The following is a 25,945-nucleotide window of genomic DNA, read 5'->3' on the forward strand; positions in this document are numbered from 1 at the left end:
TCCGCGGCCCGCTTGGATGGGGGCTCACCGACGAACTCAGGAGGCGGCACAGTGGCTGCAGTCAACAGCTTCGGCTCGAAGGACACGTTGTCGGTCGGGGGTGTCGACTACGCGATCCACCGGATCGACGCCGTCCCCGGCCACGAGAAGCTCCCGTACAGCCTCAAGGTGCTGCTCGAGAACCTCCTGCGCACCGAGGACGGCAAGAACGTCACGGCCGACCAGATCCGCTCGCTCGGCTCCTGGCGCCCCGAGGCCGACCCGGACACCGAGATCCAGTTCTCGCCGGCGCGCGTCGTGATGCAGGACTTCACCGGCGTGCCGTGCATCGTCGACCTCGCCACGATGCGCGAGGCCATGGCTGACATCGGCGGCGACCCGAACAAGATCAACCCGCTGTCCCCGGCCGAGATGGTCATCGACCACTCCGTCATCGCCGACCTGTTCGGCAGCACGGACGCCCTGCAGCGCAACACCGACCTCGAGTACGAGCGCAACGGGGAGCGCTACCAGTTCCTCCGCTGGGGCCAGACCGCGTTCGAGGACTTCAAGGTCGTCCCGCCGGGCACCGGCATCGTCCACCAGGTCAACATCGAGTACCTGGCGAAGGTCACCTACACGCGCGACTTCGACGGCGAGACCTACGCCTACCCGGACACCCTGGTCGGCACCGACTCCCACACCACGATGGTGAACGGCCTCGGCGTGCTCGGTTGGGGCGTCGGCGGCATCGAGGCCGAGGCAGCGATGCTCGGTCAGCCGGTGTCGATGCTGATCCCGAAGGTCGTCGGCTTCAAGCTCTCCGGCGAGATCCCCGCCGGTGTGACGGCGACCGACGTGGTGCTCACCATCACGCAGGAACTCCGCAAGCACGGTGTCGTCGGCAAGTTCGTCGAGTTCTACGGCGAGGGCGTCAGTGCCGTGCCGCTGGCGAACCGCGCCACCATCGGCAACATGTCCCCGGAGTTCGGCTCCACCGCCGCGATCTTCCCGGTCGACGACGTCACGCTGGACTACCTGCGCCTGACCGGTCGCGACGAGTCCCAGATCGCCCTGGTCGAGGCGTACGCCAAGACCCAGGGGCTGTGGCACGACGCCTCGGTCGAGCCGAACTACTCCGAGTACATGGAACTCGACCTGTCCACCGTCGTGCCCTCCATCTCCGGCCCGAAGCGTCCGCAGGACCGCATCGAGCTGTCGCGGGCGAAGGACCAGTTCGAGGTCGACCTCGCGAACTACGCCAGCATCGACCACTCCGAAGAGGACAAGGCCGTCGCGGACACGTTCCCGGCGTCCGACCCGGTTGCCGCTGGTCCCGGCGACGAGCACGCGGTCGAGGACACCGACTCCGCGCAGCCCTCCGAGGTCCCTGCGCACGCGTCCAGCGCCCCGACGACGGCCTCCAAGCCGACGTCGGTCGCGATCGCCGACGGCGCGCCGTTCACGATCGACCACGGCGCCGTCGCGATCGCCGCGATCACCTCGTGCACGAACACCTCGAACCCGTCGGTCATGATGGCCGCCGGCATCCTCGCGCGGAACGCCGCCCAGAAGGGCCTCACGGCCAAGCCGTGGGTCAAGACCACCCTCGCGCCGGGTTCCAAGGTCGTCACGGACTACTACGAGAAGGCCGGGCTGACCACCTACCTCGAGGACCTCGGCTTCTACACGGTCGGCTACGGCTGCACCACCTGCATCGGCAACTCGGGCCCGCTGCCCGAGGAGATCTCGCAGGCGGTCCAGGACAACGACCTCGCCGTCACCGCGGTGCTGTCGGGCAACCGCAACTTCGAGGGGCGCATCAACCCCGACGTCAAGATGAACTACCTGGCGTCGCCGCCGCTGGTCATCGCCTACGCGCTGGCCGGGTCGATGCACTTCGACTTCGACAAGGACGCCCTGGGGCAGGACAAGGACGGCAACGACGTCTACCTCGCCGACATCTGGCCCGACGCGGCCGAGGTGCAGCAGGTCATCGACACCTCGATCGACACCGAGATGTTCACCCACGAGTACGGCTCCGTGTTCGAGGGTGACGACCGCTGGAAGAACCTGCCGACCCCGACCGGTGACACGTTCGAGTGGGACACCGAGTCGACCTACGTCCGGAAGCCCCCGTACTTCGACGGCATGACCATGACGCCGGACGCCGTCTCGGACATCTCCGGCGCCCGCGTGCTCGCGAAGCTCGGCGACTCGGTCACGACCGACCACATCTCGCCGGCCGGCTCGATCAAGGCCGACAGCCCGGCGGGCAAGTACCTCGCCGAGCACGGCGTGGACCGCAAGGACTTCAACTCCTACGGCTCGCGTCGCGGCAACCACGAGGTCATGATCCGCGGGACGTTCGCCAACATCCGTCTGCGCAACGAGCTGCTGGACGGGGTCGAGGGCGGCTACACCCGCGACTTCACCACGCCCGACGGCGAGCAGTCGTTCATCTACGACGCGTCCGAGCACTACCAGGCGCAGGGCATCCCGCTCGTGGTCTTCGGTGGCAAGGAGTACGGCTCGGGATCGTCGCGCGACTGGGCGGCCAAGGGCACGAACCTGCTTGGCGTCAAGGCCGTCATCACCGAGAGCTTCGAGCGCATCCACCGCTCGAACCTGATCGGCATGGGCGTCGTCCCGCTGCAGTTCCCGGCGGGCGAGTCGATCGCGTCCCTCGGGCTCGACGGCACCGAGGTCGTCTCGATCTCGGGTCTGACCGCGCTCAACGAGGGCACGACGCCGAAGACGGTGCACGTCACCGCCGAGCCGAGTGCGCACTCGCCCGAGGGCAAGCAGACCATCGAGTTCGACGCGGTCGTCCGCATCGACACCCCTGGCGAAGCCGACTACTACCGCAACGGCGGCATCCTGCAGTACGTGCTCCGTTCGCTGGTCTGACGCTTTCCGGATCGGACGGGAGGCCCGTGGCGGACCCGCCACGGGCCTCCCGTCTGCTGTCGGGGGACGCGCATAGAGTGGGCCGACAGCACGACGAAAGGAGCGCCCGTGAGCCTGCTCGCCAGCATCACGTCCCCGCGCGACCTGAAGCGTCTCAGCGACGCGCAGATGACCGAACTCGCCGCCGAGATCCGGCGCTTCCTGGTGGCCGAGGTCGCCAAGACCGGCGGACACCTCGGCCCGAACCTCGGCGTCGTCGAGCTGACCCTGGCCATGCACCGCGTGTTCGACTCGCCGCAGGACCCGTTCGTGTTCGACACCGGACACCAGTCGTACGTGCACAAGCTCGTCACCGGGCGACAGGACTTCTCACACCTGCGTGAGCGGGGCGGCATCGCCGGGTACCCGCAGCGCAGCGAGTCGGAGCACGACATCGTCGAGTCCTCGCACGCGTCGTCGTCGCTGTCCTGGGCGGACGGCATCTCGCGGGCGTTCGCGCAGACGGGGCAGTCGGACCGCACGGTCGTCGCCGTCGTCGGCGACGGCGCGCTGACCGGCGGCATGACCTGGGAAGCGCTCAACAACATCTCCGACGACAACGGTCGCCGGCTCGTCATCGTCGTCAACGACAACGGCCGCTCGTACGCCCCGACGATCGGCGGCATGGCGCGGTACCTCAACTCCGTCCGCACCCGGCGCGAGTACCGCGCCCTGTACGAGAAGACCCGCGACGCGGCCGACCGCTTCGGCGCACCCGGGCGTGCGGTGTACCGGGGCCTGCGCGGCGGCCTACACGGGTTCCTGTCGCGGTTCACGAACAACGAGGCGCTCTACTCGAACCTCGACGTCAAGTACATCGGGCCGGTCAACGGGCACGACCAGCAGGCGATGGAAGCCGCGCTGCGCCAGGCCAAGGAGTACGGCGCCCCGGTGATCGTGCACGCGATCACCGAGAAGGGCCACGGCTTCGAGCCGGCGCTCCGCGACCAGGCCGACCAGTTCCACGCCGTCGGGCACATCGACCCCGAGACGGGCGAGTCCCTCGAGACCGCCTCGGGTCCGTCGTGGACCTCGGTGTTCGCGTCCTCGCTGGCCGACCTGGGCGACGAGGACCCGCGCATCGTCGCGATCACGGCGGCCATGCTCCGACCGACCGGGCTGCACCTGTTCCAGCAGCGGCACCCCGACCGCGTCATCGACGTCGGGATCGCCGAGCAGCACGCGGTCACCTCCGCTGCCGGGCTGGCGTTCGGTGGCCTGCACCCGGTCGTCGCCCTCTACGCCACGTTCCTCAACCGGGCGTTCGACCAGGTGCTCATGGACGTCGCCCTGCACCGTGCGGGCGTGACCTTCGTGCTCGACCGAGCGGGTGTCACCGGACCGGACGGCCCCTCGCACCACGGCATGTGGGACCTGGCGCTGCTGCAGGTCGTCCCGGGCATCCGCATCGCGGCCCCGCGCGACGCCCCGACGCTGCGCGAGGAGTTCCGCGAAGCCGTCGCGATCGACGATGCTCCGACGGTGCTCCGCTGGTCGAAAGGCCAGGTCGGGCCGGACATCCCGGCGCTCACGCGCCTGGCCGACGGCGTCGACGTGCTGCACCGCGCCGAGTCCGACGCCGAGGACGTGCTCTTCGTGGCTGTCGGCTCGATGGTGCCGGTCGCCCTCGACGCCGCGGCGCTGCTCGAGGCGCAGGGCATCGGCGTCACCGTGGTCGACCCGCGATGGGTCGTGCCGATCCCGACGTCGCTCATCGAGCTGTCCCGCACCCACCGCCTCGTCATCACCATCGAGGACGGCGTCCGCGTCGGCGGGGTCGGGACCCGGCTGCGACAGGACCTGCGCGCGGCAGGGGTCGACACCGGGGTGAACGAACTCGGGCTGCCGGACGCCTTCATCGACCACGCCACCCGCTCGCAGATCCTCAGCGACGTCGGCCTGACCGCCGAGGCGATCGCACGCGACGTGTTCGACCAGGTGGTCGGCACGAAGCTGCCGCAGGCCAAGCCCGCGCGGTCGCGTGAGTCCGCCGCGTCGGGGTCGGCGTCCGCGTCGTCGTCGTCAGCGTCGTCGTCCACCGAGCGCTAGCGCGGTTCGGCGCCGCACAACCGGAACCGCCTCGCACCACGGACGTCCGTGGTGCGAGGCGGTTTTGGTTGTGCGATGCCAGTCCGCACCGGTGCCCGCTCGGGCGGCAGCGGCAGCGGCAGCGGCAGCGCGGGGCTGTGGGGTGCGTCAGGACGGCGGCGGCGGAGTGGCGGCGGCGCGTGCTTCGCAGAGGATCGCCCGCGCCATCGGGCTCACGACGAGCACCCTGCCGTAGTCGAGGCCGTCGCGGCCCTCGCGGATGATGCGCACGCGGCTCGACGTCGCGTCGATGGGCTCGAACGCCATGACGATGTTCTCGGCGCGGACGGCGAAGGACGTCCGGCGGCCGATCACCGCGCCGTCCGCCCGGATCTCCATCGCGGCAGCTCCCGGGACGGCGTCGATCGCGCGTCGGAGTACGGCCGGGACCTCGGGGAGCGGGAGTGGGAGCACGACGGACGGCCCACCGGCCGTCTTCGGCGCCCACCAGTCATGCATGGCTCGAAGCGACGCCCGGACAGAGCCCCCGCCGCACTGCACCGTCGAACGGACACAGCACCACGGGAATCCGTGGTGCTGTGTCCGTTGCGCGATGTGGTGGCCCGCCGGGCGGCTAGCGCGAGGCGGGGCCGACGATCGCCGGGTCGTGGAACGTGCCGCCGAAGACACGCTCGGACGCTCCACTACGGTCGAGGTAGGGGCTGATGCCACCGGCCTGGAACGGGTACCCGGCGCCGAGGATGAGCCCGAGGTCGATCTCCTCGACGTGCTGGACGACCTGGTCCTCGAGCATGCGGTGCACCTCGTCGGCCAGGGCGTCCTCGAAGCGCTGCTGCATGGTCGCAGCGTCGACCGGTGAGGCGTCCTTCTTCGCCGGTGCGACGAGCTTGACGGCTGCCGGGTCGTAGCCGGTGACCGTGCCCTTCTTGTCGCGGGTCAGGATCGTGCCGTGCTCGGCGATGCGCTTGAGTCCGTCGCCCGGGTAGAAGCGCTCGGGCCAGGCCGCGTGGTGGGAGTCGAGCACGTGCGCGCCGACCGGGAGCCCGACGAGTTCGAGCAGCTCGAAGGGCGACATCGGCAGACCGAGCGGCTGCGCGCCGGCGGCGACGACGTCGAACGGGGTGCCCTGCTCGACCCCGCGCATCGCCTCGCCGAGCACACGGGCGAGGACCCGGTTGACGACGAAGCCCGGCTGGTCGGCCGTGACGATCGCCGTCTTCTTGAGGGTCTTCGCGACGGCCAACGCGGTCGCGACGGCCTCGTCCGAGGTCTCCTCGGCGCGCACGACCTCGACCAGCGGCATCACGGCCACGGGGTTGAAGAAGTGGAACCCGACCAGGCGCTCCGGGTTCGTCAGCACGGACGCCATCTCGTCGACGGACAGCGACGATGTGTTCGTGGCGAGGATCGCGTCAGGCGCGATGACCTGCTCGATCTTCCGGAGGACGTCCTGCTTGACGCCCATCTCCTCGAAGACCGCCTCGATCACCCAGTCCGCGTCGGAGAAGGCGTCGTACGACACCGAACCGCTGACCAGCGCCGTGATGCGGTTCGCGTCGTCCGGGGACACGCGGCCCTTCTCGAGCAGCTTCGCGACCTCGCCGCGGATGCGCGCGACACCGGCATCGACGCGGGACTGGTCGACGTCGGTGATGACCACGGGGACACCGAGTCGTCGGGCGAACAGCAGCGCGAACTGCGACGCCATCAGCCCGGCGCCGAGCACACCGACCTTCGTGATCTTCTTCGCGTCGACGCCCTCAGGGGCCCCGACCGGACGCTTGGCCCGCTTCTGCACCAGGTCGAACGCGTACATCGAGGCGGCGAACTGGTCACCCGAGAGCAGGTCGGCCAGGGCGTCGTCCTCACCGGCGAACCGCTCGTCGAGCGACCCCGACTTGGCGGCTGCCACCAGGTCGAGCGCGCGGAACGGCGACTTCGGGACGGTGCCGATCTTCGACGCGACCTGCGACCGCGCGACCTTGACGACCGTGCCCCATGCGGCCTTCTCGAGCATGCCGGGCTCGTTCTTCCGGACGACCTTCGTCCGGCCGGACACGACGCCGTCGGCCCAGGCGACCGCAGACGGCAGGAACGTCACCGACGGGATGAGCGCGTCGCCGATGCCCAGGTCGACCGCTGCGCGCCCGTCCATCAGGCGGTTGTTCTTGAGCGGGTTCTCGACGATGACGCGGAGCGCCTTCTCGGGGCCGATCAGGCGGGGGAGCAGGGTGGCCCCGCCCCAGCCGGGGATGATGCCGAGGAACACCTCGGGCAGACCGATGCCCTGCGCGGCTGACGAGAAGACGCGGTAGGTGCAGTGCAGCCCGACCTCGAGCCCGCCGCCGAGTGCGATGCCGTTGATGAACGCGAAGGACGGGACGCCCAGGTCGCTGAACTTGCGGAGCGTTGCGTGGCCGAGTGCTGCCAGGTCGTGCGCGACCTCGCGCGACGGCACGGACGCGGCCTGGGACAGGTCGGCGCCGGCGGCGAAGCAGTACTCCTTGCCGGTGACCGCGACGGCCTGGACGGTGCCGTTCGCCGCTTCGGTCTGCAGGGTGTCGAGCACCCCGGAGAGCTCGATGAGCGTGCGCGGGCCGAGGGTCGAAGGGCGTTTGAAGTCCTTGCCGTTGTCGAGCGTGATGAGCGCGAGGGTGCCGCCGGAGGGCAGCGCGACGTGCTTGACGTAGGAGTGGGTGACGACCTCGTCCTCGGAGAGTGCGAGCAGCTGGTCGTTGTCGACGAGGGTCATGGTCAGGCCGCCTTCCGTGCCGCGGACTTGCTGAACGACGGGTTCTCCCAGATGACGGTGCCGCCCTGCCCCAGACCGATGCACATCGTGGTGATGCCGTACTTGACGTCGGGACGCTCGGCGAACTGCGCCGCGAGCTGGTTCATCAGGCGGACACCGCTGGACGCCAGCGGGTGCCCGACGGCGATCGCGCCGCCCCAGGCGTTGACGTTCGGGGAGTCCTGCGCGATGCCGTAGTTGTCGAGGAAGGCGAGCACCTGCACGGCGAACGCCTCGTTGATCTCGAAGAGGCCGATGTCGTCGATCGACAGACCGGCCTTCGACAGCGCCTTGTCGGTGGCGGGGACCGGGCCCACGCCCATCACCTCGGGCTCGACGCCGGCGAAGGCGAACGAGACCATGCGCATCTTCGTCGGCAGGCCGTGCTGCTTCGCACCGTCCTCCGACGCGAGCAGGCTCATCGTCGCGCCGTCGTTGAGGCCCGCTGCGTTGCCGGCGGTGACCCGTCCGTGGGGCCGGAAGGGCGTCTTCAACGCGGCCAGGGCCTCCAGGGTGGTGCCGGGGCGCGGCGGCTCGTCGGCCGACACGATGTCCCAGCCCGCTCCGGTGTTGACCTCGACCGGGACGACGTCCGGCTGCAGCTTGCCGGCGCCCCAGGCGGCGGCGTAGCGCTGCTGGGACTGCACGGCGAAGGCGTCCGTGCGGTCCTTCGTGATGGCGGGGAAGCGGTCGTGCAGGCGCTCGGCGGTGTTGCCCATCACGAGCGCGTCGGGAGCGACCATGCGCTCCGCGACGAAGCGCGGGTTCGGGTCGGCGTTGAAGCCCATCGGGTGGCGCCCCATGTGCTCGACCCCGCCGGCGATCGCGATGTCTGCGGCGCCGAAGGCGATGGCACCCGCCAGCGTCGTGACGCTGGTCATGGCGCCGGCACACATGCGGTCGATGGCGTAGCCCGGGACGGACTTCGGCAGACCGGCGAGCATGCCCACCGTGCGACCGAGCGTCAGGCCCTGGTCGCCCTGCTGGGTCGTCGCGGCGACCGCGACGTCGTCAACGGCGGCACCGTCGAGCGAGCTGTTCCGGTCGAGCAGGCCACGCATCGCGTGCACGGCGAGGTCGTCGGCGCGGGTCCGCCAGAACACCCCCTTCTCCCCGGCGCGTCCGAACGGTGTCCGCACGCCGTCGACGAAGACGACGTCTGATGCCTTTGGCAAAGCTGGCCTCCACAGATCCACATCGATCGAGCCGGGGCGACAGGTGCGCTCCGACCCTGGTCGGGGCGTACCCCGACGACGGTCCCGACGCTATGCCCCCGGGCTGAGGGCATGCACCTCGGTTGGTCGGTTCCTACGACGTGGCCGGACCCTCGGCCGCGTCGTCCTGTCCTTCTGCCACAACGGGGGAACGGTCGTCCTCGCCGGTGGGAGCGGTCCCGCGCGTGGCAGCGGCGAACGCGTCGGCGATCACGCCGGCCGTCGACTCGACCTGCCAGGGACGGGCGTCGAGCGCGACGAGCGCCGCTCCGACCGAGGCTGCGTCGACGGACGCCGGCGGCTCCCACGCGATCGACCGGAGCGTGTCCGGGGTGAGCAGGTTCTCGAGGGGGATGTCCAGGTCCTCGGACACCGCCGTCACGGCTGCCCGGGCGGCCTTGTAGCGGCGGTCGGCGGCCGGGTTGCGGTCCGCCCACGCCCGGGGCGGCGGCAGCGTCGGCTCACCCTTGCCGCGGAGCTTCGGCAGGTCGTCGGTCGTGCGGCCCTCCTCGACGGCGGCCCACCAGCGGTCGAGCTCGGAACGACTCGCGCGCCCGGTGAAGGCCTTGACCGCGGCCAGGTCCTTCCGGGTCTCGGGGGCGGCGGCGGCCGCGGCGACGATGGCGGCGTCCGGGATGATCCGCCCGGGCGCGATGTCGGTCTCCTGGGCGAACGCGTCCCGGGCCGTCCAGAGCGCGCGGGCGATCGCCAGCGCCCGGGTCCCGCGCAGCGCGTGCATCCCGGACAGCCGGCGCCACGGCTCGGCGCGCGGGGGCTTCGGCGCGCGGTGGAGCACGGCGTCGAACTCCTGCGCGGCGATCTCGGACTTGCCCGCCTCGTCGAGCACCGCTGCCAGGGCGTCCCGCAGGTCGGGCAGGAGCTCGACGTCGAGAGCGGCGTAGACGAGCCAGGACTGGGGGAGCGGTCGGGTCGACCAGTCGGCGGCGGAGTGCGCCTTGGCGAGGGTGATGCCGAGCAGCTGCTCGACGACGGCACCGAGGCCGACCCGCGGGAAGCCAGCGATGCGCGCGCCGAGCTCGGTGTCGAAGATGCGGGTCGGGACCAGTCCGACCTCGCGGAGGCACGGCAGGTCCTGGGACGCGGCGTGGAACAGCCACTCCTCGTCGACGATCGCGTCCTGCAGCTCCTGGAAGGAACCGATCGCGATGGGGTCGAGGAGGAAGGCGCCGGCGCCGCGGCGGAAGACCTGGATGAGGTAGGCGCGCTGCGAGTACCGGTAGCCGCTGGCGCGCTCGGCGTCGACGGCGACCGGGCCGTGCCCCGCGGCGATCGCGGCCACGGCAGCCAGGAAGTCAGAGCGGTCCTCGATGACCTTGACGGCATCGTGCCCCGCCTCGAACGACGGCACCGCAGCCGGCGCCGCAGTCTCGGTGGGCATGGGCGCGGGTGCCGCTGCCGAGACCGGGGCCGGGTTCTCCGCCGACGCCGCGGCACCAGCGGCCGTCCGTCGCGCAGCCGCGGCCGCGGCGGCGGCCTCCGCTGCCGCCGGCGGCACCGCGAAGGGGTTGTTCGGGTCAGTCACGGGCGAGCCTCCTGGGGCCGAGCAGCGTCACGCCGTCCGACGACGGCGGCAGCCCGGCGAGCATGGTGACGATCTCCTCCCATGCCTCGACGTGCGCGACGAGGCCGGTGCCGCGCGGCGTCCACGACGCCCGGAGCTCGAGCTGTGCGCCGTCGCCCTGCGCCGCGAGCTCGCCGTAGCCGCGGGAGATGATCTTGGTTGCGGTGCCCGAGGCCCGGTCGTACTCGGCGCCGTTCGCCGCGAGGGCGTCCACGAGCCAGCTCCACGTCACGTCGGCGACGAACTCGTCGACACCGATCTCCGGTTCGAGGGGTGCCTGCGCGAAGGTCACGATGCGGAACGCGCCCGCCCAGCCCTCGGGCTCGGACGGGTCGTACAGCGCGATGAACCGCCCGGTGCCGAGGTCGGAGTCGACGCCGTGCTCGACGCCGGACACGTCCGCCGCGAGGGCGATCGAGAACGGCGCCAAACGAGACGGCGAGGGGATCTCGGTGACCGTCGTCTCGGCGCGGGTCCCGCCCGCCGCGACGTAGGCGCGGAGCTGCGCGAACGCGTCGGGCTCAGGGGTTTCGGACACGGATGCAGACTAGGCTCCGCAGCATGTCCCGTTCCGCGCGACCCGCCGAGGACGTGGTGCAGGACACCGCACGCTCCGCCGGCCTGGTCGCCCTGGGCGCCGGTCTGGCCGCTGCCGTCGTCGGCACCGCCGTCGTGGGCGGCTTCGTCGCCGCGATCGCCCGCATGGTCGTCACCCCGGACCGCAAACGCGCCGAACGCGTGCCGATCATGGCCGTCGACCTGCAGCAGGGGACGGTGACGCTCGAGCGCACGCCCGACACCGAGCTGCAGGGCCGCTACAGCCTGTGGTTCGGCGGCGGCACCGGGCACATGCGCGTCGGCGACGTCCTCGAGTCCACGACGGCGACCGTCACCCGCCGGATCATCGCCGTCGACGCCGGCGACCCCACCACGGCACGCCGCGGACGCTGGGGCGGCTGGTTCTACCTGACGCCCGGTGAGCTCGACGTGCCGGTCGAGGACATCGACGTCCCGACACCGAACGGCCCCGCGCCGGCCTGGGTCGTCCGCGCCGACGACCCGGCGGCGCCGTGGGCCGTCCTGGTGCACGGCCGCGGCGTCACGCGCGCCGAGACCATCCGTGCCGTGCCGGTGTTCCGCGCAGCCGGGTACTCGGTGCTGCTGGCCTCCTGGCGGAACGACGGCGTCGCCCCGAAGAGCGTCGACGGCCGCTACGGCCTGGGTTCCACCGAGTGGGAGGACGTGGACGCGGCCCTGCGCTGGGTCGAGGGCCAGGGCGCGACGAGCGTCGTGCTCATGGGCTGGTCGATGGGCGGCGCGGTGGTCCTGCAGACGCTCGTCCGCTCACCGCTCGCGCACCTGGTGGACGGCGTGGTGCTCGAGTCGGCGGTGGTCGACTGGCACGCGGTCCTGAAGTCGCAGAGTCGTGCGCTGCGGCTGCCGCGCGTGGTGCGCAAGGTCGCGCAGCGGGTCCTGCGCACGCCCGTGCTGCACCGGTTGGCCGGGCTGCAGCAGCCCGTCGACCTGCGCGAGCTCGACATGGTCGCCCGAGCGAACGAGCTCACGGTGCCGATCCTGTTGCTGCACAGCGACGACGACGGCTTCGTTCCGTCGTCCGCCTCGTACGCGCTGGCCGAGGCCCGGCCGGACCTGGTGCGACTCGAGGTCGCGCACGTCGCGCGGCACACCAAGCTCTGGAACCACGACGCCGACTGGTTCGACACCCGGATCCTGGCATGGCTGACCGAGGTGGTCCAGCCGCGCGACCAGCGCGCGGCCCGGTAGTCGTGCCGACACGAACGGGAGGCCGTGGACACGACGTGTCCGCGGCCTGCCGTTCGTCGATGGTGCTGTCTACTGCACCGCGACCAGCGCGCGGACCTGCCGCTGCACCCGGCCGAGCATGCCGACCATGCCGCGGATGCGCAGGGGGCTGACCGCCTCGGACAGCCCGATCGTGAGCGGGTAGTCCGACGGCACCGCGAGGACCTGCTCGACGGTCAGGCCGGACAGGCCCTGCGCCAGGATCGAGGCGAAGCCGCGCGTCGTCGGCGCTTCGCGCGGGGCGGTGGCGTGCATCCGCACGACGTCGGGGGCGTCGCCGTCCTGTCCGACGGTCACCGTGATGAAGACGGGGGACTGACATTCCTCGACCCGTTCGAGCTCGTCCTCGTGCCCCTGCAGCCGTTCGGGCAGGGCGGGGAGCTCGTTGGAGAACTCGAGGAGCAGTTGCAGCCGGTCCTGCTGCGAGAGCTCGAGGAAGTCGTCGCGGATCTCGGCCAGTGTGTCGGGGAGCTCGGTGGTCATCGGGTCGGGATGCTCCCCGGCTCGGTGCCCTGCACGATCGGGACACGCACGGCGCTGCCCCACTCGGTCCAGGAACCGTCGTAGTTGCGGACGTTCTCGTAGCCGAGCAGGTGCTGCAGGACGAACCAGGTGTGGCTCGACCGCTCACCGATCCGGCAGTACGCGATGACCTCGTCGGCGTCGCCGATGCCGGCCCCGTCGCGGTAGACCGCGTCGAGCTCGCTGCGCGACTTGAAGGTGCCGTCCGGGGCGGCCGCGGTGGCCCAGGGGATGTTCACGGCGGACGGGATGTGCCCGCCACGCAGCGCGCCCTCTTCCGGGTAGTCGGGGGCGGTGGTGCGGTCGCCGCTGTACTCCGGAGCGCTGCGGACGTCGATGAGGGGCTTGCCGAGGTGGGCGAGCACGTCCTCCTTGAACGCGCGGACGGGCTCGTCGTGCCGCTCGACCACGGGGTAGTCGGCCGGGGTGACGTCCGGGCGGTCGGTCGTGACGGGCCGGTCCTCGGCGATCCACTTCGCTCGGCCACCGTCGAGCAGCCGGACGTCCTGGTGTCCGAACAGCGTGAACACCCAGAGCGCGTACGCCGCCCACCAGTTGTTCTTGTCTCCGTAGATGACGACGGTCGTGTCGCGGCCGATGCCCTTGCCGCCGACCAGCTGCGCGAAGGCCGCTCCGTCGATGTAGTCGCGCTGCACCGGGTCGTTGAGGTCGGTGTGCCAGTCGATCTTGACCGCGCCGGGGACGTGCCCGGTCTCGTACAGCAGGACGTCCTCGTCGGACTCGACGACGACGAGGTCGGCCGTCCCCACGGCGCCGGCGTCGAGCTGTTCCTGCAACCACGCGGTCGAGACGAGTCGCTCGGGGTGCGCGTAGTCGCGGAAGGTGTCGGACGGGTCGACCGGTGCGGTCATCGTGTGCCTCTCTGTGGGTCGTGGCGCCGGACTAGGATCAGTGGTCGGCGTCGGGAGCAACGGTACGCGGAGGTACTGTCACCCCGGTCCAACGTGACCTCGCACGACTCCCTTCCCGGAAGGCCCCGCTTTGCCCCAGCACCTCGTCGACCGCGACCCGCAGGTGACCCCGGCGCAGATGGCCGCCGCACTCGTGCCGCCGCCGCAGTTCGCCACGGCGTCGTTCGACTCGTACCGACCCGACGAGGACTACCCCTCGCAGGCGGAGGTCCGCGACGCGGTGGCCGCGTTCGTCACGGCCCGAACCGAGCCGGCGAAGCGCGGGCTCTTCGGTCGCCGTCGGTCCGCAGCGGCATCGGACACGCCCACCACCTCCGGGGTGTACCTGGACGGCGGGTTCGGTGTCGGAAAGACCCACCTGCTCGCCGCGGCGTACCACGCGGCGACCGGGCGCAAGACGTTCGGCACCTTCATCGAGTACACCGCGCTCGTCGGGGCGCTCGGCTTCCAGGGCACGGTGGACCTGCTGCGCGGGACGGCACTCGTCTGCATCGACGAGTTCGAGCTCGACGACCCCGGCGACACGATGGTCATGACGCGGCTCATCAAGGAGCTCAGCGAGACCGGGACGCGCTTCGCCGCCACGTCGAACACACCGCCAGGGGCACTGGGTGAGGGACGCTTCGCCGCGCAGGACTTCCTGCGCGAGATCCAGGCGATGTCCGACCGCTTCGACACGATGCGGATCGACGGGCTCGACTACCGCCGGCGCGCGGTGGACGAGTCCGCCCGGGTCGTCGACGACGTGCCGGGGTCGCTGCCCGACGGGCAGGTCACGCTCGACGACTTCCGCGCCGTGGTCGCGCACCTGGCGTCGGTGCACCCGTCGAAGTACGTCGCGCTGGTCGAGGGCCTCGACGCGGTCGGGCTGACCGACGTGCAGCCGTTCACCGACCAGACCGACGCGCTGCGCTGGGTGGCGCTCGTCGACCGGCTGTACGACGGACAGGTGCGCATCGTCGCCTCGGGGTCGCCGCTCGACCGGGTGTACCCGGACGTGATGCTCGAGGGCGGGTACCGGAAGAAGTACCTGCGTGCCGCGAGCCGCGTCGTCGCGCTGAGCCGGGCCTCCTGACCGCCCCTGCCGGCCGCACACGGCCGGTCCGGACCGCGCGGTAACACACTGTTCACACGGCGGGCCGTCGCGTTACACCCGCGAAACACGGCGTGCTCCGTCGTGAAACCTCACGTCGCCAGACTCGGTTCCACCCGAGGCGGTCCACGAACCGCCTGTGCAACCGAGAGGTGAGACATGCTTGATCAGGGCAACACGACGTTCGTGTTGGTGATGGCGGCGCTGGTGTTGTTCATGACACCGGGCCTGGCGTTCTTCTACGGCGGTCTGGTGAAGGCCAAGTCCGTCATCAGCATGATGATGATGTCCTTCGGGGCGATCGCCCTGGTGAGCGTCCTCTGGGTCGTCTTCGGCTACGCGATCGCGTTCGCGAACCACGGCACCGGCACCGCCGTGTCGGGTGCGGTCGGGTTCTTCAGCATCGACTGGAACCAGATCGGCCTCGGCCAGGCGTTCGAGGAGGCCAAGGCCTCGAAGATCAACGCCGCGTACCCGTCGATGGCGTTCGTCGGCTTCCAGGCGACGTTCGCGATCATCACGGTCGCGCTGATCTCCGGCGCGATCGCCGACCGTGCCAAGTTCGGCGCCTGGATGGTGTTCGCCGGCGTCTGGGTCACGGTCGTCTACTTCCCCGTCGCGTCGTGGGTGTTCAACCTCACCTCGGGCTGGGCTGCGACCTGGGGCGTCATCGACTTCGCCGGTGGCACCGCGGTGCACATCAACGCCGGTGCCGCCGGGCTGGCGCTCGCGCTGGTGCTCGGCAAGCGCGTCGGCTTCGCCAAGGGCGCGCACAAGCCGCACAACCCGCCCTTCGTCCTGCTCGGCGCAGCCATCCTGTGGTTCGGCTGGTTCGGGTTCAACGCCGGGTCCGAGGGCGCCGCTGACGGCATCGCCGCGATCGCCTGGGTCAACACGCTCGCAGCTCCGGCCGCCGCCATCCTCGGCTGGCTGCTCGTCGAGAAGCTCAAGGACGGCAAGGCCACGTCGGTCGGAGCGGCGTCGGGTGCCGTCACCGGTCTCGTTGCCATCACGCCCGCCTGCGCCGCGCTCACGCCGGGCTGGGGCATCCTGCTCGGGTTCCTGGCCGGCATCGTCTGCTGCTTCGCGATCGACTGGAAGTACCGCCTCGGCTTCGACGACTCGCTGGACGTCGTGGGTGTCCACCTGGTCGGCGGCATCTTCGGCACGCTGTTCCTCGGCTTCTTCGCCAACGACACCGGCCTGATCTACTCGGGCTCGTTCGTCCAGCTCGGCAAGCAGGCCGCTGCTGCCGGCGCCGTCGGTGCGTACTCGTTCGTCCTGGCCTTCATCATCGGCTGGATCATCGAGAAGACGATGGGCTTCCGCGTCAAGACCGAGGACGAGGTCGCCGGCATCGACACCGCGGTCCACGGCGAAGAGGGCTACGTCCTCTACGAGGACCGCGACGAGACCCCGGTCGGCGTGCGCTGACCCGGTTCCACCGCACGACGAAGGCCCCCGCAGCAGTGCGGGGGCCTTCGTCGTGGGAGGGTGGGCGCATGACGACGACGTCGACGCTCACCAACCTCCGAGAGGTCGGGGGACCCGGGTTCCAGTCCAGCCGCCCCCGTACCGTGTTCCGGAGCAACACCGAGCCCGACGTCCCCGCGACGGCCTACCCGCCCGGCGTCACCGTCGTGGACCTGCGGCGGGACGACGAGGTCGAGCGTGTGTCGCACCCGCTGGGCGCCTCGGCCGGGTACCGGGCGGTGCCGCTGTTCGATCCGTCGTCGCCGGTCGAGTCCGCCGACGACGCCGTCGAACTCGAGGACCAGTACGTCGACTGGCTCGAACGCCACCGGGCGGGCATCGCTGACGCCCTGCGAGTGGTCGCCACGACCGACGGCGACGTGCTCGTGTGCTGCTCGGCGGGCAAGGACCGGACGGGCATCATCAGCGCGCTGCTCGCCCGGCACTGGGGTGCGGACGACGAGCGCATCGGGAGGGACTACGCCGCGAGTGCCGCCGGTCTGGTCGACCGGTTCGCGGCGGAGCGTGCTGCCAGCGACGACCCGGCAGCGACGGCGCGGGCGCAGCGCTGTGTGCCGGAGATCATGACGACGGTGATCGCCCACGTCGAGCGTCGGTGGGGGAGCGTCGACGCGTACCTGCGGTGGCTCGGACTGACGGACGACGAGATCGGCGCGCTCTGATCGCGACCACATGACGGGAGGCCCGGTGCGCGTCCGACGCGCACCGGGCCTCCCGTCGAGCTGGTCTCGTCAACATCCGCTGACGGCCCGCTCCACCACGCCGGCCCCAGCTGCACTGCGGGGTCGTCGTCGTGGTCAACCACCGCAGCATCGCAGAATGGACGAAGACGGGAGGTCGGCAGGGCCTTCGTACGTCCTCGCTGGCGAGGACGACGCATTCCGAGCGATCGCGGTGGCGACGGTGCCGGTGCCGGTGCCGGTGCCGGTGCTCGAGAAGGTCGCGGCGTTCGAGCTCTCGAAGGTCGCGAGCAAGGAGAGGCCGCGCTTGGGCGCTCGGGAGTGCCCCGGTTCACTCGTGCTGGTGCACGTGCACCCACCGGCCGCCGAACGCGACGCGGAGGTCGTCGCGGAGCCGCCGAGCGAGCGCGACGGCCTGCGCTGTGGTCTGCACGGTCGGCACGATGACCACGCCGGGGTTGCCGACCGTGCAGGACCCTTCCGTGTCCATGTCGCCTGCACGGGCCTCTCGGCCGCAGCCGGCACAGACGAACACCGGTTCCGGAGCACCGTCCGCCCAGGCGAAGAGCTGCGGGAACGCGAGGTCCCCGTCGACCTCGGTGCCGCACGTCGAGCAACGAGGGCCGCGCATGTCCTCCATCGCGAGCCACAGACCGTCCGACACCCCGCAGGCGATGGTGCCGCGGTCGTCGTCCGCGCCGGCACCGGCGGCCGGTCCGAGGAGATCGGGTTCACGCGCAGGGAAGCGCAGCCGAGCCACCGCCGGGTCGGGCGCTGCCCAGGCATGCGCGCGGAGCCACGCCCCGACGGCGTCCGCGGTGGCCTCCTGCTGCGCCGCCGGCACGTCCAATGCCACGACGAAGTCCCGGTCCGCTCCCACCCGTCCATTGCACCACATGGGTCCGCGGCGGTGGGCGAAGATGGTGGCCATGGATGCGACCCAGCTCGAACTCGACGTGGACGGGACGGCGGCGTGGTCGTCGGCTGGGCCGGAACGCCTGGCGTGGTCGCTCGCCGAGACCGTCCGTGTGCTCACCGCGCTCGGCGGGTGCTACGCCGGCCCGTGGCGGCTGCGGCACGACCGCTTCCGGCCCGCGGTGGAGGACGTCGCCGCGGTGCCGCTCGGACGACTCGTCGTCGAGGTCGGCTCCCGCCCGGTCCGCGACGTCGACGACCGGGCGCTGCCGGAGCACGGACACCGCTTCACGCTCGACAACGGCATGGCGACCCTGCGCGTGTACGCCACCCGGACGTGGCCGTCCGTGAGCGTCGCGCCGTTCCGTGCGGCGCGCGGGGACGGCGTCGTCGACGACGCCGTCGTCGACGACGCCGTCGTCGTAGCGACGACCGACCTCCTGACGACCCTCGTGACGACCTGGGACGGCGAGTCCGCGCGTGCGCACCACGGACGAACGGTCGTCGCCGAGGTGGTGCCGCCACGCGTCGCCGTGCTGTCCGAGGCGCGAGGCGACGAGGCGGGGGACATCTGATGGAGCGTGCGCTGCCGTCCGTGAGCGTGCGGTGGGAGCGCGGCCGGGTCGTCCGTCCCTCCGACGTCGCGGACCGACTCCGGGCGACCCTCGCTGCACTCCGCGAGGCCGGTCCGGCGTACCAGGGGCCGTGGCGGCTCGGCGCAGAGCGGTGGGAACCGGAGATTCCCGACGCCGTGGCACTCGCTCCGGCGGACCTCGTCGCGGCGGTCGGACGGCGACCGGAGCGGGACCAGCTCGACAGGGTGCACCACGGGCAGTCCGGCGGGTACACGGTGAGACTGACGAACGCTGCGTGGGTCCAGGTCTCCGTCAGGCCGGACCATGTGCGGGTGTCGACACACTGGGTGCAGGATCCCTCAGCGTGGGACCTGCCGTCGTCGTCGGTGTGGCCTCGGCTCGCCGCCGCGCTGGGGACGGTCTGGGCCGGCGCCGCGGAGGTGCGGACCCGCGATGCCGTCGTCGCGACCTGGACGCCGGCCTGACGCTCAGCGGTGCTGGTGCACGGACGCCCACCGGTTCGGGAACGCCAGTCGAAGTTCGTCGATGAGCCGGACCGCCATCGCCGGCCCGTCGTGGTCCGGCGTGATGAGCACCACGCCGGGGTTCCCGACGACGAGGGAGGATGACACGTCCATGTCGCCGGCCCGGGAGACGGACCCGCACCCGGTGCACGTGTACTCCGGCTCATCGCCGCCGATCCAGTCGCCGAGTCGGCTCATGTCATCGTCGTCAGCAACGGTCGTGCGACAGGACCAGCACGAGGGCCCTTCCATCGAGTCGACTGCGTCCCACATCGGGTTGCCGACGCCGCAGGACGCCGTGCCGATCAGCGTGTCCCGAGCGCGGCCGGGCCGGTCCATCAGGAAGTCGTCGGCCCGTTCGGCGAGGAAGTCCGGCTCGCCGGAGGGGAACTCGAGCGCCGCCGCCGGGTCGAGTCGCGCCCACCCCGTCGGACGGAGCCACGCCGTGACGGCGTCGGCCAGGCCCTGTTGACCGGTGGACGGCACGTCCAGCGCGACGAGGAGTTCGCGGTGTTCGCTCATGGTCCGATCCTCGCAGGCCGGGTCGCGACCGGCGCACGGACGGGAGGCGCGGTGCGGGCCCGCACCGCGCCTCCCGTCCGCCGGTCGCGTCAGCGACTCACCAGGCGAAGTCCTCCGGCGACGTCTTGTGGCCGGGGAACAGCTCGTCGAGGCGCGCGAGCGCCGCGTCGTCGAGGTGGATGTCCGTCGCGCGGACGGCCGACTCCCACTGCTCCATCGTGCGCGGGCCGGTGATCGGCGCCGTGACACCGGGCTGGTGCAGCAGCCACGCCAGGGCGAGTTCGCCCGGGGTGTGGCCGAGCTCCTTGGCGAAGCCCTCGTAGGCGGTGAGCTGGTCGCGGTGCCCCTCGACGTACTCGGCGCTGCGGCCGGACAGACGGCGTGAGCCCTGCTCGGTCTTCTCGATGATGCCGCCGAGCAGGCCACCCTGCAGCGGCGACCACGGGATCAGGCCGAGACCGTAGTGGCGGGCGGCGGGCAGGACCTCGCGCTCGACGTCGCGGACGACGAGGTTGTAGATCGACTGCTCGCTGACCAGGCCGAGGAAGTTGCGGTGCTTCGCGGCCTCTTGCGCCTGGGCGATGTGCCACCCGGCGAAGTTGGACGAGCCGACGTAGAGCACCTTGCCCTGCTGGACGGCGAGGTCCATTGCCTGCCAGATCTCGTCCCACGGGGTGTCCCGGTCGACGTGGTGCATCTGGTAGAGGTCGACGTGGTCCGTCTGCAGGCGGCGCAGCGACGCGTCGAGCGACTGCCGGATGTTGTAGGCCGACAGCTTGCCGCCGTTCGGCCACTCGATCATCTCGCCGTAGACCTTGGTGGCGAGGACGGTCTTCTCGCGACGCCCACCGCCCTTGGCGAACCAGCGGCCGATGATCTCCTCGGTGGCGCCCTTGCCCACCGAGCCGCCGTAGCCGTTGGCGGTGTCGAAGAAGTTCACGCCGAGCTCGTGCGCCCGGTCCATGATCGCGTGCGAGTCGTCCTCGCTGGTCTCCGGTCCGAAGTTCATGGTGCCGAGCACTGCTCGTGACACCGACAACCCTGTCCGTCCGAGGTGTGTGTAGTCCATGGGTCTGGTCTACCCCGTGCCCTCTGCGTCCTGCCAGGCCCTGCGAGTACCGGTGACGGGAACGGCCGGACACCCCAGCCCGGACGCCGGACGGAAGGAGCACCCCATGCCCGCTGACGACGACCTGCCCGGCACGCTGCAGCGTTCGCCGAAGCACGCGCAGGACATCTACACCGCGGCGAGGAAGTCCGCCGAAGCCGAGTACGGCGACGGCGAACGAGCCGGCCGCACGGCGTGGGCCGCAGTCAAGCACGAGTACGAGAAGGTCGGGGACCACTGGGAGGCGAAGGAGTCGTCGGGTCCGTCGGACTCCGGCGCGGCGGGCTCGCGCGGGTCCGGGACGACCGAGGAGGGCGTCGACGCGAACGCCTCGAAGGCCCACCTGATGGACCTGGCGAAGCGCCTGGAGATCAGCGGTCGCTCGTCGATGGACAAGGGCGAGCTCGTGGAGGCGATCAAGAAGGCGAACCGTCGCGCGTCGGCGGCTGCTCGCAGCTGAGCATGTTTCCCATTCCGAGGCGCGCATACGAGTGAGGCGAGCGGGAGTACCGTACGTCGGATGAACATCCCTCCACTTCGCGGCAGCCGGATCCTCGGGTTCGGACACCACCAGCCCAGCCGGGTGCTGGACAACGACGAGCTGTCGACGATGGTCGACACGAACGACGAGTGGATCGTGACGCGCACCGGGATCTCGACGCGGCACATCGCCGGCGAGGGTGACTCGGTGACGTCGATGGCGACCGAGGCCGGGCGCGCGGCGCTGGCAGATGCCCGGGTCGAGCCGACCGACGTCGACCTGGTCGTCGTCGCGTCGACCACGCACCGCGACCGGGCGCCGTACACCGCGGGCCGGGTCGCCGCCGCGCTCGGCATGACGAACGGACCCGCGCCGATCGACATCAACACCGCGTGCAGCGGGTTCGAGTACGCGATGGGCATCGCGGATCAGGCCATCCGGACGGGCAGCGCCGACACCGCGCTCGTGATCGGTTCGGAACTGCTGTCGGGCATCGTCGACTGGACCGACCGCTCGACCTGCGTGCTGGTCGGTGACGGCGCCGGCGCGACCGTGCTGGGGGTTTCCGGAACGCCCGAGATCGGACCCGTGTCGTGGGGGAGCGTCCCGCACCTGCAGGACGCCGTCCGCGTCAGCGGTGACCCCGAACGCTTCTCGCAGGAGGGCCGGTCGATCTACCGTTGGGCCATCACCGAAGCCGAGGGGCACGCCCGCAATGTCGTCGAGCAGGCCGGCCTGGCGATGGAGGACATCGAGGTCTTCGCGTTCCACCAGGCGAACCTGCGGATCATCGAGCCACTCGTGAAGGCCCTGGGCGGGGAGTCGAAGTACGTCGTACGGGACGTCGTCGAGTCGGGCAACACCTCGGCAGCGAGCGTGCCGCTGGGGCTGTCGAAGGCCTGGTCGCGCGGTGAACTGCCCGAGGGTGTGCCGGCCCTGCTGTTCGGCTTCGGGGGCGGCTTCGCGCACGCCGGACAGGTCGTCACCACGCCAGTGCGGGCGCGCTGACGGCGGAGCGCTGACGGACAGGAGGCTCGGGGCGGGACCGCTCCGGACCTGCTGTCCGGTGGTCAGAGCGCCCGGCTGTTGCGCCGTCCGTCGCGCACTGCCCGCTTGTCGGCCTGCTGCTGCAGCTTCCGTTCGCGGCGGCTGGGCTTCCGGTCGCGCTGGTCGTCCCCGATCACGAGCGGGAAGTGCGCCGGCGGTTCGCCGAAGCCGCTGCGTGAGGCCTGGATCACCTTGCGGCCGAGCGCGTGGTTGCCCAGTCCACCGACCGCTGCACCGATGCCGAAGGGCAGCGCACGGCCCAGGATCGACGTGCCCTGCCGCGCGATGAACCGCTTGATGAAGGAGTCGCGGACCTGCTTGGCGATCCCGCTGACCGCCTGCTGCGGCAGCGACGAGGCGACCATCTCGCCCCAGAAGGCCGTGCGGGCCTGACCACCCGCGGCCTGTCCGGCGAGCTGCTTGATGAGCTGCGTTCCGGGCGTCCCGAGGATCATCGCCATGACGAGGGTGCGGGACCGCTCCGGGTCGTCGAGCGTGATGCCGTGGACCTCGGTCACGGACTGCGCGAACAGGGCCGTCGCTTCGAGGAAGCCGACCGTCTCCGCACCGCTCAGGCCGAAGCTCGCCGCCATGCCGATGCCCGGCACCACGGCGCTCGCCCCGACCGCGGCACCGCCCGTCGTCACCGCCGTGAGGTAGTGCCGCTCGAGGATCTGGATCACCTCGGCCGGGGTGGCGTCGGGCTTTCGGCGCCGGATGCCGTTGACATGGGCGACGACGGCGGGGCGCTGGACGTCGAGGATCCGGTCGAGCATCTTGGCCCACCCCTTGGAGGTGGTCGGGGCCGAGGGGGTCGGTGAGGAGGTGTCGATCGGCGCGTGCGGCAGGGGGATGATCGCCTGGTCCCGCTGGTCCGACCGGTCGTTGTGCTTCGGGGCCATGCCGCCACGCTACGCCGGGCAGGTGCGGGGCTCGCTGGGTGGCTCCGGAAGGCGCGCAGGACGTGGTTCTCATCGGCATGGGATCCCCGCCTGCGTGAGCTTTGCACGGACCATCTCGGGATCCGTCAGGTCGGCCCAGGTCAGCCGGACGAAGTCCTCGCGCTGTTTCTCGCGCCAATGCGCGTCGGCGGTCGAGATGCCGCCGAGCATCTGCGGGTCCTCGTACTTGGCACGTCCGTCGACCTCGACGACGACGCCCTGGTCGGGGAACCAGAAGTCGACAACCGCGCGCTGTTCCCCCGGGCGGGAGAACTCGTGCTGTTGGACCGGCTCGGGCGTGCCGAGCTGCCGGAACCGGACCCGTGCGACGGACTCGGCGGGGGAGCCCGAGAGCGCCGATCCCATCTCGAGTGCCACACGGGCGCGTGCATGCGCCTGGGGAGCCACGCGGTCGAGCGCTGCACGGAGCAGCGCGGGTGTTGTGGCCCCGCGGCCGAGGGCAGCATCGATCATCGGGACGGACGCCAACCAGGGGGCCGTGGAAGCGACGTCGGCGAGCGTCCTGACGAGGGACGTGACCCGTGCGCCGACGAACTCGACGGGGAGTGTCGACGGATGCTGTTCGCCGGGTGTCTCGGTCGGCATGTCGAGGACCCCGTGGTGGACGCGGAGGAAACGGCTGCCGTCTGACCGGGCTCGGCATGGGTCGGTCAGCTGGACCTGATCCGGCGGCGGATGGACGAACGGCAACGCATGGACTGCCGCGGCCGAGGCATGCGAGATGGCCCGCGGTGGCACGACCAGCGGCACGCTCGCTCGAACGAGCACGAGATGGCGTTGTTCCGGGAAGAGTCCTGCAACGTCCGCCGGACGAACGAGCACACCGGGCCGCACAGCGATGTACTCGCCGCGACGGGCTGCTCGCTGGAGTGCTCGACGCTCGGCGCTGGCGAGGTGCGCGGTCCTGATCAATGGCACCGAAAGGGCTGGAGTATGCATGCCGACACTCTCGCGCGGTGGGCCGGGGCACGCCGGAGTCGGAGGCCGATCTGTGGATGGCGCTCCGATCGTCCATGCTGTGGAGGAGTCGTCGTGTCGGCGGTGCGACACGTGCGGTGTCGTACGACATCGAGACTGTCGTTCGGGCGGCGGCGGTCCGGCGGGGCGACGGGGCCGGTGTCGTACGACATCGACGCTGTCGTTCGGGCGGCGGCGGTCCGGCGGTGCGACAGGTGCGGTGTCGTACGACATCGAGACTGTCGTTCGGGCGGCGGCGGTCCGGCGGTGCGACACGTGCGGTGTCGTACGACATCGGCCCTGTCGTTCGGGCGGCGGCGGTCCGGCGGTGCGACAGGTGCGGTGTCGTACGACATCGAGACTGTCGTTCGGGCGGCGGCCGTCCGGCGGTGCGACAGGTGCGGTGTCGTACGACATCGACAGTGTCGTTCGGGGTCCGGGTCACCGGCGCTCGCCCTCACCACCCCCACCGCCTACGCGCGCGCGAGCTCCGCGCGCAGGGGCAGGTCCTGGTCCTCCAGGATGAACTGGGCGCCGACACCGGTCCGCGCGTTGACGACCACGGGCGCGAGCAGGTTCACCGTCGTGCCTGTGGCACCGGGTGTGGCGACCACGAGCAGCATCGCCTCGGCGGGGTCCGTCAGCCCGATCGAGGACGCCTGGGCATCGGACAGCGACGGCGCGTACGACGGCAGGTGCACGGCCGCGTCGAGCAGGTACAGCCGGGGCTCGGAGGCACCGGACGCCGTGGTGCCCGACCCGACCAGCGTGAACAGCCCGTCGGTGTCGGCGACCGGGGTCAGCGTGAAGGCGTCGAGCGGCTCGAGGCCGAACGGGGCGACGGAGAAGGTGAGGGGGATGCTCATCGGAGGTAGTCCATCAGGGTCGGCTGCAGGACCTTCGCGGTGACGGCGAGGGCTGCCTGGTAGTTGGTCTGCTGCACCTGCAGGTCGAGGACGGCCTTGGCGAGGTCCTTGTCCTCGACCGAGGAGCGTCGTGCCTCGAGGTCGACCGACGCCGACTTGAGCGACGACTGCGCGGCGATCGCGGCGGCGTGCCGGACACCGACGTCCGCTTGGACGCCGCGCACCGTGTCGATGTGGGCGTCGAGGTCGTTCAGGCGCGGGTTCACGTCCACCCCGTTCTGCAGGTCGGTGACGATCGAGGTGATGGTGGCGAACACCGAGGACGCACCGGAACCGAAGACGGTCGTTCCGGGGGTGTCGACCCGGACCGTGCTGCCGTCACCGATGCGCCGGTCGACGGCGGCGGTCGAGGACGCCCACCCGGTGGTCGGGTCGAACACGGTGGCGGCGGTCGAGGAACCGGCGAAGACCGACCTCGTGCCGTACTTCGCGTTCGCGCTCGACGCCAGGTCGGTCGCGAGCCCCTGGAACTCGGTCACCAGGGCGGCGCGGTCGGCGTCGCCCATCGTGCCGGAGTTCGCCGCCTGGACGGTCAGGTCCCGCACCTTCGACAGCACCGAGTACACGTCGCCGAGGGCGCTGTCGGTCGTCGCGAGCCAACCGGCGGCGTCGTTCGCGTTCCGCGTGTACTGCGCGTTCGCGGCCTGGTCCTTGCGGACCTGCATCGCGGACGCCGTGCCGACGGGGTCGTCGGACGGTCGCCCGATGGCCTTGAGCGTCGTGGCCTGGTCGGTGAGCTGCGCGAGCTTCGCCGCCCCCGCCTGCAGCCGCGAGGTGGCTGCCGCCATGGACATCTGCGTGGTGACTCGGGTGATCATC

General features: G+C 71.3%; 24 protein-coding genes. 10 read left to right on the forward strand and 14 right to left on the reverse strand.

Annotated features, from left to right (window positions below; translation table 11 throughout):
• Positions 1-51 precede the first annotated feature (51 nt).
• Positions 52-2,889, forward strand: a complete 2,838-nt coding sequence (locus DEJ13_RS08220; RefSeq protein WP_111107355.1) for an aconitate hydratase — start codon at positions 52-54, stop codon at positions 2,887-2,889.
• Positions 2,890-2,997: 108 nt separating this feature from the next.
• Positions 2,998-4,977 (forward strand): 1-deoxy-D-xylulose-5-phosphate synthase, encoded by a 1,980-nt coding sequence (gene dxs / locus DEJ13_RS08225; protein WP_111107354.1) that lies wholly within the window; start codon positions 2,998-3,000, stop codon positions 4,975-4,977.
• 147 nt (positions 4,978-5,124) lie between these two features.
• Here the strand turns inward: dxs and DEJ13_RS08230 are convergent, their stop codons facing one another.
• From DEJ13_RS08230 to DEJ13_RS08250, 5 genes are all read right to left on the reverse strand, one after another.
• Positions 5,125-5,475 (reverse strand): hypothetical protein, encoded by a 351-nt coding sequence (locus DEJ13_RS08230; RefSeq protein WP_111107353.1) that lies wholly within the window; start codon positions 5,473-5,475, stop codon positions 5,125-5,127.
• Between the two features lie 115 nt (positions 5,476-5,590).
• Entirely contained in the window at positions 5,591-7,729 is a 2,139-nt protein-coding gene (locus DEJ13_RS08235) for a 3-hydroxyacyl-CoA dehydrogenase NAD-binding domain-containing protein (protein WP_111107352.1), read from the reverse strand.
• Between the two features lie 2 nt (positions 7,730-7,731).
• Complete coding sequence (locus DEJ13_RS08240) at positions 7,732-8,943, reverse strand: thiolase family protein (RefSeq protein WP_111107351.1); 1,212 nt, start codon at positions 8,941-8,943, stop codon at positions 7,732-7,734.
• Between the two features lie 133 nt (positions 8,944-9,076).
• The gene (locus tag DEJ13_RS08245) at positions 9,077-10,525 is read right to left on the reverse strand and encodes an HRDC domain-containing protein (protein WP_502868730.1); all 1,449 of its coding nucleotides are present in this window, start codon (positions 10,523-10,525) and stop codon (positions 9,077-9,079) included.
• The gene (locus tag DEJ13_RS08250; RefSeq protein ID WP_111107350.1) at positions 10,518-11,102 is read right to left on the reverse strand and encodes a DUF3000 domain-containing protein; all 585 of its coding nucleotides are present in this window, start codon (positions 11,100-11,102) and stop codon (positions 10,518-10,520) included. Before DEJ13_RS08250 ends, DEJ13_RS08245 begins: the two co-directional genes overlap by 8 nt.
• Before the next feature lie 23 nt (positions 11,103-11,125).
• On the opposite strand from DEJ13_RS08250, the gene DEJ13_RS08255 reads away from it, so the two are divergent.
• The gene (locus DEJ13_RS08255; protein ID WP_056125012.1) at positions 11,126-12,349 is read left to right on the forward strand and encodes an alpha/beta hydrolase family protein; all 1,224 of its coding nucleotides are present in this window, start codon (positions 11,126-11,128) and stop codon (positions 12,347-12,349) included.
• 69 nt (positions 12,350-12,418) lie between these two features.
• Here the strand turns inward: DEJ13_RS08255 and DEJ13_RS08260 are convergent, their stop codons facing one another.
• Both DEJ13_RS08260 and DEJ13_RS08265 read right to left on the reverse strand, forming a co-directional pair.
• Positions 12,419-12,871 (reverse strand): SufE family protein, encoded by a 453-nt coding sequence (locus DEJ13_RS08260; protein ID WP_056125008.1) that lies wholly within the window; start codon positions 12,869-12,871, stop codon positions 12,419-12,421.
• On the reverse strand, positions 12,868-13,782 hold the full coding sequence (locus DEJ13_RS08265; RefSeq protein WP_111107349.1) for a sulfurtransferase: 915 nt from the start codon (positions 13,780-13,782) through the stop codon (positions 12,868-12,870). The genes DEJ13_RS08260 and DEJ13_RS08265 overlap by 4 nt, the downstream gene beginning before the upstream one ends.
• Before the next feature lie 178 nt (positions 13,783-13,960).
• On the opposite strand from DEJ13_RS08265, the gene zapE reads away from it, so the two are divergent.
• The 3 genes from zapE to DEJ13_RS08280 all read left to right on the forward strand — a co-directional run bounded on the left by zapE (position 13,961) and on the right by DEJ13_RS08280 (position 17,091).
• On the forward strand, positions 13,961-14,917 hold the full coding sequence (gene zapE, locus DEJ13_RS08270; protein WP_111107403.1) for a cell division protein ZapE: 957 nt from the start codon (positions 13,961-13,963) through the stop codon (positions 14,915-14,917).
• A gap of 177 nt (positions 14,918-15,094) precedes the next feature.
• Entirely contained in the window at positions 15,095-16,369 is a 1,275-nt protein-coding gene (locus DEJ13_RS08275) for an ammonium transporter (RefSeq protein ID WP_056125000.1), read from the forward strand.
• Between the two features lie 68 nt (positions 16,370-16,437).
• Positions 16,438-17,091, forward strand: a complete 654-nt coding sequence (locus DEJ13_RS08280) for a tyrosine-protein phosphatase (RefSeq protein WP_111107348.1) — start codon at positions 16,438-16,440, stop codon at positions 17,089-17,091.
• Between the two features lie 349 nt (positions 17,092-17,440).
• Here DEJ13_RS08280 and DEJ13_RS08285 read toward each other — a convergent pair whose 3' ends face one another.
• Positions 17,441-18,040 carry a hypothetical protein gene (locus tag DEJ13_RS08285; RefSeq protein ID WP_146245266.1) on the reverse strand — a complete coding sequence of 200 codons (600 nt, stop codon included), beginning with the start codon at positions 18,038-18,040 and terminating at the stop codon, positions 17,441-17,443.
• Here DEJ13_RS08285 and DEJ13_RS08290 point away from each other — a divergent pair.
• Both DEJ13_RS08290 and DEJ13_RS08295 read left to right on the forward strand, forming a co-directional pair.
• A complete protein-coding gene (locus DEJ13_RS08290; RefSeq protein WP_146245265.1) occupies positions 18,039-18,599 on the forward strand; it encodes a hypothetical protein in 561 nt (186 codons plus the stop codon). The genes DEJ13_RS08285 and DEJ13_RS08290 overlap by 2 nt on opposite strands.
• 20 nt (positions 18,600-18,619) lie before the next feature.
• Complete coding sequence (locus DEJ13_RS08295; protein WP_146245264.1) at positions 18,620-19,084, forward strand: hypothetical protein; 465 nt, start codon at positions 18,620-18,622, stop codon at positions 19,082-19,084.
• Between the two features lie 3 nt (positions 19,085-19,087).
• Here the strand turns inward: DEJ13_RS08295 and DEJ13_RS08300 are convergent, their stop codons facing one another.
• Positions 19,088-19,645 carry a hypothetical protein gene (locus DEJ13_RS08300; RefSeq protein WP_111107345.1) on the reverse strand — a complete coding sequence of 186 codons (558 nt, stop codon included), beginning with the start codon at positions 19,643-19,645 and terminating at the stop codon, positions 19,088-19,090.
• Positions 19,646-19,742: 97 nt separating this feature from the next.
• Positions 19,743-20,714 carry an aldo/keto reductase gene (locus DEJ13_RS08305; RefSeq protein WP_111107344.1) on the reverse strand — a complete coding sequence of 324 codons (972 nt, stop codon included), beginning with the start codon at positions 20,712-20,714 and terminating at the stop codon, positions 19,743-19,745.
• Positions 20,715-20,820: 106 nt separating this feature from the next.
• Here DEJ13_RS08305 and DEJ13_RS08310 point away from each other — a divergent pair, with 106 nt between their 5' ends.
• Together DEJ13_RS08310 and DEJ13_RS08315 are read left to right on the forward strand one after the other, a co-directional pair.
• A complete protein-coding gene (locus DEJ13_RS08310) occupies positions 20,821-21,213 on the forward strand; it encodes a ChaB family protein (protein WP_111107343.1) in 393 nt (130 codons plus the stop codon).
• 60 nt (positions 21,214-21,273) lie between these two features.
• The gene (locus tag DEJ13_RS08315; protein WP_111107342.1) at positions 21,274-22,242 is read left to right on the forward strand and encodes a beta-ketoacyl-ACP synthase III; all 969 of its coding nucleotides are present in this window, start codon (positions 21,274-21,276) and stop codon (positions 22,240-22,242) included.
• 62 nt (positions 22,243-22,304) lie between these two features.
• Here DEJ13_RS08315 and DEJ13_RS08320 read toward each other — a convergent pair whose 3' ends face one another.
• The 4 genes from DEJ13_RS08320 to flgL all read right to left on the reverse strand — a co-directional run bounded on the left by DEJ13_RS08320 (position 22,305) and on the right by flgL (position 25,944).
• Entirely contained in the window at positions 22,305-23,183 is an 879-nt protein-coding gene (locus DEJ13_RS08320) for a hypothetical protein (RefSeq protein WP_258374131.1), read from the reverse strand.
• Positions 23,184-23,252: 69 nt separating this feature from the next.
• A complete protein-coding gene (locus DEJ13_RS08325; RefSeq protein WP_111107341.1) occupies positions 23,253-23,828 on the reverse strand; it encodes a putative endonuclease domain-containing protein in 576 nt (191 codons plus the stop codon).
• 845 nt (positions 23,829-24,673) lie between these two features.
• Positions 24,674-25,066 carry a flagellar assembly protein FliW gene (gene fliW, locus DEJ13_RS08330; RefSeq protein ID WP_111107340.1) on the reverse strand — a complete coding sequence of 131 codons (393 nt, stop codon included), beginning with the start codon at positions 25,064-25,066 and terminating at the stop codon, positions 24,674-24,676.
• Entirely contained in the window at positions 25,063-25,944 is an 882-nt protein-coding gene (gene flgL, locus DEJ13_RS08335; RefSeq protein WP_181437075.1) for a flagellar hook-associated protein FlgL, read from the reverse strand. The genes fliW and flgL overlap by 4 nt, the downstream gene beginning before the upstream one ends.
• Position 25,945 lies beyond the last annotated feature (1 nt).

It is taken from the genome of Curtobacterium sp. MCLR17_007 (assembly GCF_003234655.2).
GTDB lineage: Bacteria > Actinomycetota > Actinomycetes > Actinomycetales > Microbacteriaceae > Curtobacterium.